13 protein-coding genes are annotated in these 13589 nt (G+C 69.9%); 10 read left to right on the plus strand and 3 right to left on the minus strand.

Translation table 11 applies throughout. The annotated features are described in order from the left end of the window. Positions 1-86: 86 nt before the first annotated feature. Positions 87-980, minus strand: a complete 894-nt coding sequence (locus OHB01_RS15730) for a hypothetical protein (protein WP_142651145.1) — start codon at positions 978-980, stop codon at positions 87-89. Positions 981-1118: 138 nt separating this feature from the next. Here OHB01_RS15730 and OHB01_RS15735 point away from each other — a divergent pair, with 138 nt between their 5' ends. Together OHB01_RS15735 and OHB01_RS15740 are read left to right on the plus strand one after the other, a co-directional pair. Further along, positions 1119-1901, plus strand: a complete 783-nt coding sequence (locus OHB01_RS15735) for an alpha/beta fold hydrolase (RefSeq protein ID WP_328855571.1) — start codon at positions 1119-1121, stop codon at positions 1899-1901. An 83-nt stretch (positions 1902-1984) separates the two neighbouring features. Continuing rightward, positions 1985-2146: a hypothetical protein gene (locus OHB01_RS15740; protein WP_328855572.1), complete on the plus strand. Its 162-nt coding sequence runs from the start codon at positions 1985-1987 to the stop codon at positions 2144-2146. Positions 2147-2174: 28 nt separating this feature from the next. Here the strand turns inward: OHB01_RS15740 and OHB01_RS15745 are convergent, their stop codons facing one another. Next, positions 2175-3320 carry an acyl-CoA dehydrogenase family protein gene (locus OHB01_RS15745; RefSeq protein ID WP_142651147.1) on the minus strand — a complete coding sequence of 382 codons (1146 nt, stop codon included), beginning with the start codon at positions 3318-3320 and terminating at the stop codon, positions 2175-2177. Positions 3321-3559: 239 nt separating this feature from the next. Between OHB01_RS15745 and OHB01_RS15750 the strand changes: the two genes are divergently transcribed. Further along, positions 3560-4963 carry a hypothetical protein gene (locus OHB01_RS15750; RefSeq protein ID WP_328855573.1) on the plus strand — a complete coding sequence of 468 codons (1404 nt, stop codon included), beginning with the start codon at positions 3560-3562 and terminating at the stop codon, positions 4961-4963. A gap of 11 nt (positions 4964-4974) precedes the next feature. Continuing rightward, positions 4975-5985, plus strand: a complete 1011-nt coding sequence (locus OHB01_RS15755) for a class F sortase (protein WP_147944499.1) — start codon at positions 4975-4977, stop codon at positions 5983-5985. A gap of 12 nt (positions 5986-5997) precedes the next feature. Here the strand turns inward: OHB01_RS15755 and OHB01_RS15760 are convergent, their stop codons facing one another. Then, positions 5998-6777: a hypothetical protein gene (locus OHB01_RS15760; protein ID WP_328855574.1), complete on the minus strand. Its 780-nt coding sequence runs from the start codon at positions 6775-6777 to the stop codon at positions 5998-6000. A gap of 149 nt (positions 6778-6926) precedes the next feature. On the opposite strand from OHB01_RS15760, the gene OHB01_RS15765 reads away from it, so the two are divergent. The 6 genes from OHB01_RS15765 (at position 6927) to OHB01_RS15790 (ending at position 13414) form a co-directional block, all read left to right on the plus strand. Next, positions 6927-8207 carry a hypothetical protein gene (locus OHB01_RS15765; RefSeq protein WP_328855575.1) on the plus strand — a complete coding sequence of 427 codons (1281 nt, stop codon included), beginning with the start codon at positions 6927-6929 and terminating at the stop codon, positions 8205-8207. A 156-nt stretch (positions 8208-8363) separates the two neighbouring features. Continuing rightward, positions 8364-9293: a hypothetical protein gene (locus OHB01_RS15770; protein WP_142651152.1), complete on the plus strand. Its 930-nt coding sequence runs from the start codon at positions 8364-8366 to the stop codon at positions 9291-9293. Between the two features lie 8 nt (positions 9294-9301). Continuing rightward, a complete protein-coding gene (locus OHB01_RS15775) occupies positions 9302-10210 on the plus strand; it encodes a class F sortase (RefSeq protein WP_147944503.1) in 909 nt (302 codons plus the stop codon). Between the two features lie 81 nt (positions 10211-10291). Continuing rightward, positions 10292-11431 (plus strand): hypothetical protein, encoded by a 1140-nt coding sequence (locus tag OHB01_RS15780; protein WP_328855576.1) that lies wholly within the window; start codon positions 10292-10294, stop codon positions 11429-11431. Positions 11432-11518: 87 nt separating this feature from the next. Further along, positions 11519-12664, plus strand: coding sequence for an acetyl-CoA C-acetyltransferase (locus OHB01_RS15785; RefSeq protein ID WP_142651155.1), 1146 nt, complete (start codon positions 11519-11521; stop codon positions 12662-12664). A 150-nt stretch (positions 12665-12814) separates the two neighbouring features. Further along, positions 12815-13414 carry a Uma2 family endonuclease gene (locus tag OHB01_RS15790; RefSeq protein WP_142651156.1) on the plus strand — a complete coding sequence of 200 codons (600 nt, stop codon included), beginning with the start codon at positions 12815-12817 and terminating at the stop codon, positions 13412-13414. The last annotated feature ends 175 nt before the right edge of the window (positions 13415-13589 follow it).

Below are 13589 nucleotides of genomic sequence, written 5' to 3' on the forward strand. Positions count from 1 at the left end.
TGAAGGCCGTAAGCGGGTGAAGGCCGTAGGACGCTGAAGCGCCCCCCGGTGCGGGGGCGCTTCAGGTCGGTGCCTCTGGCTTCAGGTCAGTGCTTCTGGTCGAGGCAGCTGTAGCCGTCCGGGCGCTCGGGTTCGAGCGTCACCTGCCGCAGCACGGTCGCCTCCATGGAGATGCGGAAGGTCTCCTGGTGCGCGCAGTCGTACAGCGCATACGTGCCCTCGCGTTCGCCGAGCAGCAGCACCTGCGCACCGTCGCGCAGCACCTTGCCGCTCTCGCGGTCGTTCAGCACCACCCACTGGTCCTGGAAGCCCACCATCGACAGCAGCATGCTGGCGGGCTGCCCCTTCTCGGCGACGGCGATCGCGTCGCTCTCCATCTGCCCCATCAACGCGAAGCCCAGCCCGATGCCGGTGAACGCCGCCACCACGATCTTCATGCCCGCGCGGCCGGACGGACGCCGCCGCAGCAGCCGGAACGGCACGAGGAAGGCCAGGGCGCCGATCAGCACCGAGGTGATCACGACGCCGGCCATGGACACGCCCTCGCCCAGCCCGAGGTAGCCGAGGAAGCCCCAGTAGGTCGCCCCGCACCACAGCGCGCCGACGATCGCGGCGGCCCACGGGCGCTCCCTGATGGCCTGGATCAGGCGGAACAGGTAACCGAGGGTCACCTTGTCGAGCAGCCACACGACGGCTACGACGACGCCCATGAGCAGGGCGCCGGCGATGACGAGCAGGACCAGCGACCCGACCAGGCGGCCGAACATGGTGGCCTGGTCGATGCCCGCCTGCTCGGGGCTGATGTTGAAGATGCCGTAGACCTGCTGGATGCCGAGGTAGAGCAGCGCGTAGAGGGCGACGCCGACGGGCACCACGACCGATCCGCCGCGCTCCAGCAGATCGACGACGCTGGCCTTCGCGTCCGGCTCCGGCAGGTCGGAGACGGCGCCGGTGATTTCCTCCGGCTTAGTGATAGTCATCTGTCGGTTTCATTCCATTTTCAACTATTGTGACGAAACATGATTGCAGGTGCAGAAGACCAATGCGTTAACTGACGCCGACGGACGCGACGCGCCGCACGCTTCTTTCCGGTCGTTCCGGGTGCTTCACTCGGACACATGGAGCTCGCCCACGACCGCCGCGGCAGCGGCCCACCGCTGGTCCTCCTGCACGGCATCGGCCATCACCGGCACGGCTGGCTGCCGGTCCTCGACCTGCTCGCCGAGCGGCACGACGTCATCGCGGTGGACCTGCCCGGCTTCGGGGACTCTCCGCCGCTGCCGTACGGCACGCCGTACAACGCGGAGACGCTGGGGCGGGCGGTGCGCGAGTTCTGGACCGGCCTCGGCCTGAGCCGGCCGCACGTCGCGGGCAACTCGCTCGGCGGCTACATCGCGCTCGACCTGGCGTCGTCCGCCGACGTCCGCACGGCCGTCGCGCTGTCTCCCATCGGGTTCTGGTCCCGGTCCGAGCACATGTACGCGCGGGCGGTGCTGCGCCTGCTGCGGCTGGCGACGCGGGCGGGCGAGCTGCCCGCGCTCGCGGCCGGCACGGCCGAGGGCAGGGCGCTGGCCATGAGCCTGCTCGTGGCCCACCCGGAGCGGCTGTCGCGCGAGGCCGTGGTCGCGGCGGCCGAGGCGATGCGCGAGTGCGCGGGGTTCGAGGAGACGCTGGAGTCGATGGCGTGGGTCGCGCCGCCCGCGCCGCCCCAGGTGCCGGTCACGATCGCCTGGGGCGACCGCGACCGGCTGCTGCCGCGCCGTCAGGCCGTACGGGCGGCACGGTGGGCGGGGCAGCGGGCGCTGCTGCTGCGCGGCTGCGGTCACCTGCCGATGAGCGACGACCCGGAACTGGTCGCGCGGGTGATCTTCGAAGGCTGCGCTCGCGAGGACTCCCGCTGAGCCTTCCCGGGCGGCTTGTGCCGCTCATGCCGCTTGTGCCGACGGGCACGCGGGGGCGGGGAAACCCGCGCATACTGATCAGTGTGGACACCGGACTCATCCTTCTGGTCTTCCTGGCGTTCCTGTTCGCGTGGCTGCTGAACAAGGTGCGCAGGTTCTTCCGGCTGGGCCCGGTGGCCTACGGAGGCGTGATGGTCGTGTTCGTGGTGGCCATGCTGCTCATCTGGGGACAGCAGCACGGCTGATCCGGGGCCTTGCCGATCCGGGGCCCTTTCAGAAGCCGAAGGACCGGCCGATGATCTCCTTCATGATCTCGGTGGTGCCGCCGTAGATCGTCTGCACGCGGCTGTCCAGCCAGGCCTTCGCCACCGGATACTCCAGCATGTAGCCGTAGCCGCCGTGGAGCTGGACGCACCGGTCGATGACCTTGTTCTGCAGCTCGGTCGTCCACCACTTGGCCTTCGCGGCGTCGACGGCCGTGAGCTCCTTGGCGTTGAGCGCCCGGATGCACTTGTCCACGTAGTGGCGGGCGATCTCCACCTCGGTGGACAGCTCGGCCAGCAGGAACCGGGTGTTCTGGAACTTGCCGATGCTGCGGCCGAAGGCCGTACGGTTGCGGCAGTATTCGATCGTCTGCTCCAGCACCGTCTCCGCCGCGGCCACGGCCGCCACCGCGATCGACAGCCGCTCCTGCGGCAGGTTGTTCATGAGCTGGAAGAAGCCCTGGCCCTCCTCGCCGCCCAGGAGGTTGGTCACCGGCACCCGGACGTTCTCGAAGAACAGCTCGGCGGTGTCCTGTGCGTGCATGCCGACCTTCTCCAGGTTGCGGCCGCGGGTGAAGCCCTCCATGCCGCGCTCCACCACCAGGAGCGAGGTGCCCCGCGCGCCCGCCGAGGGGTCGGTCTTGGTCACGACCACGACGAGATCGGAGTTGATGCCGTTGGTGATGAAGGTCTTCTGACCGTTCACCACGTAGTGGTCGCCCTCGCGTACGGCGGTGGTGCGGATGCCCTGCAGGTCGCTGCCGGCCCCCGGCTCGGTCATCCCGATCGCCGTGATCAGCTCGCCGGACGCGAAGCCGGGCAGCCACCGCTGCTTCTGCTCGTCGTTGGTCAGATCGACCATGTACGGCGCCATGATGTCGTTGTGCAGGCCGAATCCCAGGCCGGTGGCGCCGACGCGGATGATCTCCTCGACGATCACTGCGTTGTAGCGAAAGTCGGTGATGCCCGAACCGCCGTACTCCTCCGGTACAGAGAAGCCGAACATGCCCAGCTCGCCCGCCTTCTTCCACACGTCGCGGGGGACGATGCCGTCCTTCTCCCACTGCGCGTGGTGGGGGACGACCTCGCGGGCCATGAACTCACGGACGGTCTCGCGGAAGAGGTCGTGCTCCTCGTCGAAGAGGTCTCGCCGCATCGGGTAAGCCTTCCGGTCCCAGGGTCTGTTGGCCGCACCAGAATACGATTCTGGTCCTCCCTGGTCGATCGGGATCAGCTTGTACGGAGGGTCACAACTCCGAAACCATCGTCATAACGACCCCTTTGGCCCGCTTCGGTTGCCTCTAAGATCTACCTTCGGTTTGCTATAGGCCCGCCAGGGCGGTCCTGTGATCGGAGTATGCGGTGATTCGGTGGAAAGCTGGTCTCCCTAGGACCATGGCCGCTCTAGCCCTCGGCCTGGCCGGTACGGCGTTCGTCGTCGGTCCCTCGATGACGGCGCAGGCGGAGACCGCGCAAATCGATATGGACTATCGATGCACCCGGGGAGTCGCCGGCTCCACGCCTGTGAATCTGAAAGTGACGCTCGCTCTGCAGACGGCACTGAAGGTCAGAGAGCCGTTGGATGTCAGATGGGGGCTCGCCTACAAGGACAGCCTGAACACCTTCCTGTCGCCTGGGCTGTTTCCGGCAGGTGCTCGAGTCACGGCCACTGGCGTGGTCGGCGTCCTTGGCGAGATGTGGGAGGGCGAGCTCAACTCGATCGGCTCGAAGGACGAAGGGGAACTCGATAGCGGCGGTGCTCTCGGGTTGCCCGAACTGGTGTCCGGCTCTGTGGGTACGACCGAGCCGGGCGTCTGGGAGATCGAGCCGCGTAACCTCTACATTGACTTCACGCCGCCAGCCTCGGAGGAAGTCGTTAATGATGACGAGGCCGGGATCACCTACGACGCGAACTGGCAGGACTCCAGCGACCGGTTGCCGTACTACGGGGACTATCTGAGAGACGTCCACTGGACCAAGGTCAAGGACGCGAGAGTTGACTACAAGTTCACAGGAACGGGGATCGACTTCATCTCCGAGCAGTCCACTCACGGAGGCCCGGTCCGGTTCTTCGTAGACGGCAAAGCGGGTATCCCCGCAACGGCCGACTCCTCGAAAGAGCGCAACGGCGCCCCGGTGCTGGTAGAGCACAAGGGCAACCACAACTTGTGGAGCATGCGTGGACTGTCGTACGGGCAGCACACTCTGACGGTGTATAACGGCGACGACACGGAGGCGTATGTGGATGCCTTCCGAGTCATCACCGAGGAGCTTCGCGACCCGCCGCAGCAGTTTCGGGCGGTATGCAAGCCGGTGAAGACGCCGACGGCGATCCGGGTGGTTATCGGCGGCGGGACGGGTAGCAGCCCGTCGGCTTCGGTGGAGCCGAGTGAGTCGCCGGACACCTCTGCCAGTCCTTCGGTCAGTCCGACGGACGAGAACCCGGGCGAAGAGTCGCAGTCGCCTTCCCCGTCGCCCTCGGCCACGCCTTCGCCTTCTCCGTCGGCCAGTCCGTCGCCGGCTGCCGTGCAGACGCAGCACTACATCGTGACGGCGGTGGTGACGCAGGGCAGCCCGTCGCCGACGGCGACGAGAACGGTGACGCTGACCGCGACGCCGAGCGTGGCACAGGTCGCGATCACGCCGCAGGGCGGCGCGCAGACCGGTGAGGCTCCGGAGCGCGTGTCGTTCTCGGGCATGCTGCTGATCGGCTCGGGCGGCGCGCTGCTGCTTATCGGCATGCTCAGCGGTGTGGCGATGCTCCGGCGCAGGGCGGCGCACTCGGGTGAGCGGGGCTGAGGAGGATGACGATGAACGACGGCATTCCTGACGGCGGCGCTCCCGAGCACGGCAGCGCTCCCCAGCAGGGTGGCGTTCCCGAGCAGGCCGGCAATCCCGCGCAGGGCGCTGCCTCGCAGGGTGGCGTTCCTGCGCAGGCGGACGCTCCCTCGCAGGGTGGCGTGCCCGTGCAGAGCGGCGTTCCCGCGGAGGCCGACGCCAAGAAGGCGCGCAAGCCACTGCCCCAGCCGGTGCTCGCGACGCTGCTCGTGGCCGGGTCGTTCGGCGGCATCGCGGCGGTGATGGCCGGGATGCTCGTCGTGCTGAGCCCCTCGGACCCGCAGGAGAGCGGGCCGGTTCCGGCCACGGTGACCGTCCGGGACGCGGGCAACGCGGCCTTCCTGCCGCCGACCGTGGGCCCGGGCGGGCCGGGCGTGCCGCTCACGGCGGCCGACCCGACCGCGCCGCCGCCGGCTCCCGCGCTGCAGCCGATCGCCCCGCTGACCCTCACGAGCGCGGCCTCGTCGTCCTCGAAGCCGCTGTCGTCCTCGTCGTCCGGTGCGAAGAAGACGACGAGCAAGGCCGCCGCCGGCCGCCCGCTCAAGATCAGCATTCCCGCGATCGGCGTGAAGGCCGCGGTGGGCTCGGTCGGCGTGGACAAGTCCGGCGTCATCCAGGCGCCCCCGCTGAGCAAGCCCGGCCTGACCGGCTGGTACCGCTACGGACCGGCCCCCGGCGACCAGGGGCCGGCGGTCATCCTCGGACACGTGAACACCCGCAAGGGCGCCGCCGTCTTCAGCCGCCTGCGCGAGCTCAAGCGCGGCAACAAGATCGCCGTTCTCCGCGCGGACGGCAAGATGGCGATCTTCACGGTGGACGGGATCGAGCAGGTCAGCAAGTCGACCTTCCCGACCAAGCGGGTCTACAGCAACACGATCACGTCGTCGCTGCGGCTGATCACCTGTGGCGGGGTCTACAACGCCAAGCAGCACCACTACACCGACAACATCATCGTCTACGCGACGCTGACGCAGACCAAGTGATCACGGAGGTGATCAGCCCAGGCTGATCACCTCTTCGCCCTCCCGCTCCTCACGCTCGGGCGGATCGTGGGGCCTTCGCCGTACGACCGGCCGGGCCGCGCGCTGGACCAGCAGCGTGCCCGCCACCGCCGCCACCGCGACGGCCACCAGCGCGTACGGCTGACGCCACGGCGAGGAGTCGCCGCCGGCCGCGGCCACCTGCGTCGGCGGGATGGCCCGGACCACCTGAGGGGCGGGAGCCTGCTGGGAGGCACCGGCCGGCTGCGCGGACGCTGCGGGCATCGCCGTCGGCGGGCGGTTGGGAACGACGTTCGTCGCCTTCCAGGGGAACCCGGGCGGCTTCACCGGACCCCAATAATCCTTGATCACGATGCCGACGGGCACCGGGAACGGCGGCGGAGCCGTCTTCAGCCCGCCCGGCACCGTGAGCGTCCCGATCTCGTACGTCGCGAATATGCCCTGCACACCCTCCACCCGCCATCGTCCGGCAGGCACGGTGATGGACGTGGCGTAGTGCGCGGGTTCCGGCAGCGGCGTCCCGTCGAACGTCAGGGTCGTGCCGTCCTTTCCGGTCAGACGCAGGCCGATCGGTCCGATGTCGCCGGGGCCGTCGTATGGGTGGGTGCCGTGCTGAAGCACCCAGAAGCCCACCGTGTAGGAGACATCGGGCCGCACCGTGGCGGGAAGCGGGTCGAGCTCGGTCACGGCCCAGCCGCCTGCCCGCGCGTGCGCGGGCAGGGCCGGAACGAGGATCGCCGCCATGGCCGCGAGAGCCACGAGCAGTCTTCTCATGGTCAACACCTCCACCCTCCCTACTGTTGCGAGGCGATGAAGGTTCCCTGGGAATTTCCTGACATAGGCCGCCCGCCGGTTATGTCAATGGTCAACTCCTGGGAGACTGTTCGCTACGTGTACGTGACTGAGGTGGCAGGAGAGACGTCGTGCCCGACCCCAGTGCCCGGCGCAGGAGTGCCCAGCGTCGCATCGCGGCCCGTTCGGCGGCGGGAGCGGCGGTCGCGCTGGCCCTGATGACGTGGCCGGTGCTCGCCGAGACCAAAACCACGACGGTGCTGTATTCGTGCACTCCGGCCGGTGCCTCCGCCGCCGCGACCTACCCGGTGAACGTGACCCTGGTCGCGCCCGACGACCCGGTGGTGAGCAGCGCGGCGACCCTGACCTGGCAGATCGCTCCCGCGACGCCGTCTGAGGGCCAGAGCGCGATGGTGGCGCCGGCGACGGGCATCGCGGCGAACGACGTCATGATCGCCGAGGGCCTGGTGGAGGTGACCGGCGCTCCCGTCGTGAGCGAGCCCGCGGACGCGTCGCCCAGCCCCAGCCCGAGTGCCAGTCCCAGCGCCAGTCCGAGCGCCGGCCCCTCGGACTCCCCGACGCCGAGCCCGTCGCCCTCCCCTTCCGTCTCCCCATCCGTCTCTCCCTCGGCTTCTCCTTCGGCATCGCCGTCGCCTTCCCCTGACGGCGACGAGTCGGCGACGGACGCCTCCCCGAGCCCGTCACCCTCCGCCAGTGCGACTCCGCCCGGCGAGGAGGGCGGCTCGACCACGGATGACACGGAGAACGGCGCCGAAACGGAGAACGGCACGGGGGAGAGCCCTGCGGCCATCACGCTGAGCCCGTCCGCTTCTACGGTGCTCGCGTCGTCACTCTCGCCGTCGGCCACGCTGACGCCGATCCCCCAGCTGCTCGTCACGCTTACGCCGACGGCGACGGGCACGGTCGGAGTCGCGGCCGGGAACTTCACGCTGAAGCTGCGCGCCGCCGGGGACACCACAGGCGAGGGTGACGCGCTCTACACGTGCACGCTACCGGCGTCCGCGAGCAGGGCGTCGCTCGCGTTCGCCGTCGCCTCGTCCTCGTCCGCCTCGCCGTCTCCCTCCGCTTCGCCGTCCCCTTCGCCGAGCCCGTCCGACAGCGACGCGAGCGCCTCGCCCAGCCCCAGCGCCTCGGCATCGCCGACCCCGAGCCCGAGCCCGAGCATCACGGCGACCCGCACGGTCACGGCGACCGCGACGGCCTCCCGCCCGGCGACCAAGCAGATCAAGACGACCCCGCTCGGCGGCGCGCAGACCGGGGGCGGAGGCGACGCGGGCCCGGACGCCCGGCTCGTCGTGCTCACCGGCCTGGCGCTGATGGCCGCCGCGGCGGCCGGAGGGCTGCTGCTGCGGCGGTTCGGCCTCAACCCCGGTTCGTACGGCAGGCATTAGCGTCCGGCTGACGCGCACAGGTGGAGAACGGGAGAATGTTTGAGCAAGTGGAGACAGTCTTGGGGTTTTTGTCCGTAAGATCTCTACCTGACCGTGACCGTACGCTGGAATGCTGGTACGCCTGTTGACTGCGAGCATCGAAGTGGAGAGACGTCAGTGCTGAAGTCAAAGGCGCGGGGCCGTGTCGCCGGAAGGGCCGCCGCGGCCGGAGTGGTCAGCGCGGGCCTTCTCCTGGGCCTGAGCGCGCTCGGCGCGCACGCCGACACGAAGACCGTGACGTACAGCTGCACTCCGAACGTGGGTGGCGCTGCGGTGACGCACGATTTCATGGTGACGCTCACTGCCAGCACCTCGGCGGTGTCCGGCACTCAGTACACCGCGACCCTGAGCGTCCAGCCCGTCACCACGTCGGCGTTCCCCGCGCCGGTGGAGATCGCGAGCGGCGCGACGATCGAGCTCCAGCCCACCGTGTCGGCGTCGGCGCTGCCGGCCGGCATGACCGCGGGCGTGTCCACACCCTCGCCGACCGGCACGCCGCTGACCGCGGTCGTCGCGTCGGGAGGGGCGATGCCCGCTCTTCCCACGGCCACGATGACCGTCACACCGCAAAGCGGGGCCACCTCCGTCGTGCTGACGGCGAAGGACTTCAAGATCAGTATGATCGCGCCCGCCGGCACGGGCACGACCACCACGACGCCCACCGCGCTCTACAACTGCGTGGTCGCCACCACGGGCGCCAACACGGCGCCCGCCGTCGCGACGATCGCGGTGGCGAGCCCCTCGGCGTCCCCGAGCGCGAGTGCCAGTCCCAGCGCCAGCCCGAGTCCTTCCGCGAGCGCCTCGCCCAGGCCCAGTAGCACCAGGACGGTGTACGAGACGGTCTTCGCGTCGCCGTCGCCGGTCAAGACCAAGAAGTCGAAGTCCGCCCAGATCGAGAACACGCCCGGGGGCGGCGCGGCCACCGGCGGTGGAGGCGACGCCGGCCCCGACGCGCGGCTCTTCGTCCTGACCGGCACCGCGCTCATGCTGGCGGCGGGTGCGGGCGGGCTCGTGCTCCGGGCCCGGCGACGTCCGGTGAGGCAGTAGGACGAGTCATGACCACCCCGCCACCTGGACAGTACCCGCCGGGCCAGCCGTACGGCGTGCCTCTCGGGCCGGGCGGGCAGGGCTACCCACAGCCGGTTTACGGCCAGCCGGTCTTCCAGCCGGTGATGCTGCCCCAGATGCAGCCCGTGCAGGCGCCGCCCCCGCCGCCGGAGGAGAAGCCTCCCGGCAGCGGGGCGGAGGCCGTACGGCGGCTGCTGATCACGGCGGCCATCGTGGGCCTGGTCATCATGATCGTGGGTGTGGTGATCATGGTGAACAACCCGGACGAGTACGCCGCGTCGGAGCGTTCGACGCTGAAGCGCGTGGCGCAGGACGGGCTCGCCCCCTCCGTGGGGCCGGGCGGAGTCGGGCAGCCGCTGACGCAGGCGGTCGCCACCGCGCCGCCGCCGGTTCCGAACATCCCGGCGGCTCCGGCGATGCAGCCGTCCACGCCCAAGCGCCTGGTCATCCCCAAGATCGGCGTCAACGCGCCGATCAAGTCGGTCGGCCTCGATCGTTCAGGCGCGATCCAGACGCCGCCGATCAGCAACTCGAACCTGGTCGGCTGGTATCGCGGGGGCCCGACGGCGGGTGAGGCGGGCCCTGCCGTCATGCTCGGCCACAAGGACACCACCACGCGCAGCGCCGTCTTCAGCCGCCTGCACGAGCTGGCGTACGGCGACAAGATCGAGGTGTATCGCCTCGACGGGACCGTGGCCATCTTCACCGTGGGCGGCATCGAGCAGGCGGACAAGCAGACGTTCCCCACCAACCGGGTGTACGGCCACGCCGACAACGCCGAGCTCAGGCTGATCACCTGTGGCGGCACCTACAACCACACAACTGGCCACTATGTCGACAATGTCATCGTCTATGCCACGATGACCGGCACGCGCCTGGCGAAAAGAAAGTCCTGATCCCGGGCACCTCACGGGAAGGGCTCGTGGCGGGCGGCCGTCGGGGCTATGGTCTCTTCGACCCGATCATGAGGAGGGCCTGTGGGCTGGTTCTCGAAACTCCTGCTGCCCGGTCGGCTGCGCACGGGGCCCACGGCGCTGCTGCCTGCCCGGCCGGATCCGAAGACACTGCTGGCGGTCGCGCAACTCGCCGATCCCGAGGCGAGAACCGACGGCGACGACATCCTCGCGGGCGGGTCGCGCATCGAGGCGCCCGTCGAGCTGACCGGTGACGTCCTCGCCAAACTCGGCGTGCCCGACTCGGACACGCTCTGGGCGTGCCGGATCGCGGCCGAGGGCCCGCTGCCGGTGGACTTCTTCGACAAGAGTCTCGCCGAGGGCATCGCCTACCGCCTGGGCGGCTGGTCGCTCTGCCAGGGCGAGCCGCTCGATCCCGCGGAGGAGACCGTAGATCCGCTGGTCTACCTGCCGGCCGTGCCCGAGCCCGAGGAGATCCTGCCGGTCCTGACCGAGGCGCTGCGGCACGCCGATGCGGTGGACGCCGAAAGGTGGCCGGACGGCGAGCTGATCGAGGGCGTCGTCCACGTCTCCGTACGCCGAGGCAGGGTGGCCGACGTCTACGCCGGAGCCGACGTGCAGGTCACGATCGAGGAGGGGCACCGCCTGCCGCCCGCCGCCCAGACCCGCTGGCCGTACCTCACGGAGATCGCCATCGCCAGGGTCTCCCCGGTCGTACGCACGGAGGAGACGGGAGCCGACGACGCGGCCGGCGCGGCCTCCGGAGAAGCGGCCGACGGCACGACGGAAGACGTGGCGGGCGCGGACGCGGCCCCGCTGGACGGCCACGCCGACACAACCTCGGACGCGGACGCCGGCTCGGGCACGGACGCCACTGCCGACACGGGCTCTGCCGCCGACACGGGCTCTGCCGCCGACACGGGCTCTGCCGCCGACGCGGACTCCGGCTCCGACGCAGACGCCACCTCGGACACGGGCTCCGCCGCCGATGCGGGCGCCAATTCAGATACGGACGCAGACCCAGACGTGGAGGACACGGCCAGCGAGACCGACGCGGAGGACGCCGACGAGGCGCGGGCGGCGCTGCTGGTCCGGGCGGACGTCGCGGTGACGCTCGCCAACGCGCTCCGGGGGATCGCGGCCGACAGCCGGGGCTTCCAGCTTGCCGAGCCTGCCGACGCACTTCCGGGAGGTTATGCCTGAATATGTCCGTTTCCCCGCCTCCCCCGACGAAAGTTCTGATGTAACCTCTCACTAACCGAACATTGCTCGGTTTCTTATGGAGGCACTGTGGCAGAGGCGTACATCGTCGGGGCGGTTCGCACGCCGGTCGGCAAGAAGAAGGGCGGGCTCTCCACGGTCCACCCGGTCGACCTGGCCGCCCACACTCTCTCCGCGCTCGTCGAGCGCACCGGCGTCGACCCCGCCGCCGTAGATGACGTGATCATGGGCTGCGTCATGCAGTTCGGCCCGCAGTCCATGGACATCGCGCGCAACGCGTGGCTGAGCGCGGGCCTCCCGGAGACCGTGGCCGGGGTCACGATCGACCGGCAGTGCGGCTCGTCGCAGCAGGCCATCCACTTCGCAGCGCAGGGGGTGCTGTCGGGCACGCAGGACCTGGTCGTCGCGGCCGGCGTCGAGTCGATGTCCATCGTGCCGATGGGATCGAGCATCTCGGCGGCCCTGGAGAAGGGCATGCCGTTCCCGTTCGGCGACAAGTGGGTCGAGCGGTACGGCAAGCAGGAGATCTCCCAGTTCCGCGGCGCGGAGCTGATGTGCGAGAAGTGGGGCTTCGAGCGCGACGAGCTGGAGCGCTACGCCTACGAGAGCCACCAGCGGGCCGCGAAGGCGATCGCCAACGGACACTTCAAGGACCAGATCGCGCCGATCAACGGCGTCGAGGACGACGAGGGCCCGCGACCCGACACCACGCTGGAGAAGATGGCCGGGCTGAAGACCCTTCGTGAGGGCGGCCGGATCACCGCGGCCACCTCCTCGCAGATCTCCGACGGCTCGGGGGCGCTGCTCATCGCCTCGGAGCAGGCGGTGCGCGAGCACGGCCTGGTCCCGCGCGCCCGGATCGTCACGCTCGCGCTGACCGGCGACGACCCGATCTACATGCTGACGGCGCCGATCCCGGCCACCCGCAAGGCGCTGGCCAAGGCGGGCCTGTCGATCGAGGACATCGACGTCATCGAGATCAACGAGGCGTTCGCACCCGTGCCGCTGGCCTGGCTCAAGGAGATCGGGGCCGACCCGGCGCGCACCAACCCCAACGGCGGCGCCATCGCGCTGGGGCACCCGCTGGGCGGCACCGGCGCGATCCTCATGACCAAGCTCCTGCACGAGCTGGAGCGCACCGGCGGGCGCTATGGCCTGCAGACGATGTGCGAGGGCGGCGGCCAGGCCAACGTCACGATCATCGAGCGTCTCTGACCGTTCGCGCGAAAAGGGCACCCCGGGTCGATTCCGAGGTGCCCTTTCCTCTGCCGGGCCGGCGACGTGCGGTGCACGAGCCCCGGCCCTCGTGGGCCCGCTGGGTTACGCTGAGTCGTGGCTCGTGGCATTCGGGGCGAAGGAGGCGGGATGAGCGTCGCTTACGATGACAGAGAGCACTCCTACCACCACGGTCCGTACACGATCGCCGACCTGGATCGCATGCCCAGGGACGCGCGGTACGAGCTCGTCGACGGATGGATCGTCATGTCCCCCTGGCCCAGCATTCGTCATGACCACGCGGTCCGGAACCTGCGCACGCGGCTGGATGCGGCGGTCGCGCGCGCCGGTGCCGATCTCTACGTGAACGGCCCGGTCGACGTGTTCACGTCGACCGGGATACGTGTGCCCGACGTCGCGGTCGTCGACGGCAGGGCCGCCCGGCGCGCGGTCGAGCGAGACGAACGGGCATATCAGGGAGTGGACCTGCTTCTCGTGGTCGAGGTCGTCTCCCGGGAGAGCGCCAGCGAGCGCACCGACAGGTACGAGAAGCCCAGCGAGTACGCCAAGGCGGGGATCGCCCAATATTGGGTGGTGGACCTGGAGCCCAAGCCGAACATCACGGTCTGGACGCTGGTGCCGGGTCATGACGTCTACCGGCGGGTCGATCGTGTCTTCGCCGGGGACCTGCTGGAGACGGATGTCCCAGTCGAGCTCTCCATCGATCCTGCTGTGCTTCTCTCGGTCTGAGCTCAGGCCCCGTCACCCCTGCAGAGGACGGGACGGCAGGGCACGGACACCGAAAGGGCACCCCGGATCGATTCCGAGGTGCCCTTTCCTCTGCCGGGCCGGCTTATTCAGCGGCCTTTCGGCAGGCGCCGCGGCTGGCGCACCGGTCGCATGGGCGGTGCCGGGATCTGCCGCG

Origin of the sequence: Microbispora hainanensis, assembly GCF_036186745.1 — a bacterium.
Taxonomy (GTDB): domain Bacteria; phylum Actinomycetota; class Actinomycetes; order Streptosporangiales; family Streptosporangiaceae; genus Microbispora.

Bases quoted from the DNA above. Each gene is read 5' to 3' on its own strand.
- OHB01_RS15790 (WP_142651156.1), top strand. From the start codon at position 12,815: ATGAGCGTCGCTTACGATGACAGAGAGCACTCCTACCACCACGGTCCG.
- OHB01_RS15775 (WP_147944503.1), top strand. From the start codon at position 9,302: ATGACCACCCCGCCACCTGGACAGTACCCGCCGGGCCAGCCGTACGGC.
- OHB01_RS15750 (WP_328855573.1), top strand. From the start codon at position 3,560: ATGGCCGCTCTAGCCCTCGGCCTGGCCGGTACGGCGTTCGTCGTCGGT.
- OHB01_RS15745 (WP_142651147.1), bottom strand. From the start codon at position 3,320: ATGCGGCGAGACCTCTTCGACGAGGAGCACGACCTCTTCCGCGAGACC.
- OHB01_RS15735 (WP_328855571.1), top strand. From the start codon at position 1,119: ATGGAGCTCGCCCACGACCGCCGCGGCAGCGGCCCACCGCTGGTCCTC.
- OHB01_RS15730 (WP_142651145.1), bottom strand. From the start codon at position 980: ATGACTATCACTAAGCCGGAGGAAATCACCGGCGCCGTCTCCGACCTG.
- OHB01_RS15760 (WP_328855574.1), bottom strand. From the start codon at position 6,777: ATGAGAAGACTGCTCGTGGCTCTCGCGGCCATGGCGGCGATCCTCGTT.
- OHB01_RS15755 (WP_147944499.1), top strand. From the start codon at position 4,975: ATGAACGACGGCATTCCTGACGGCGGCGCTCCCGAGCACGGCAGCGCT.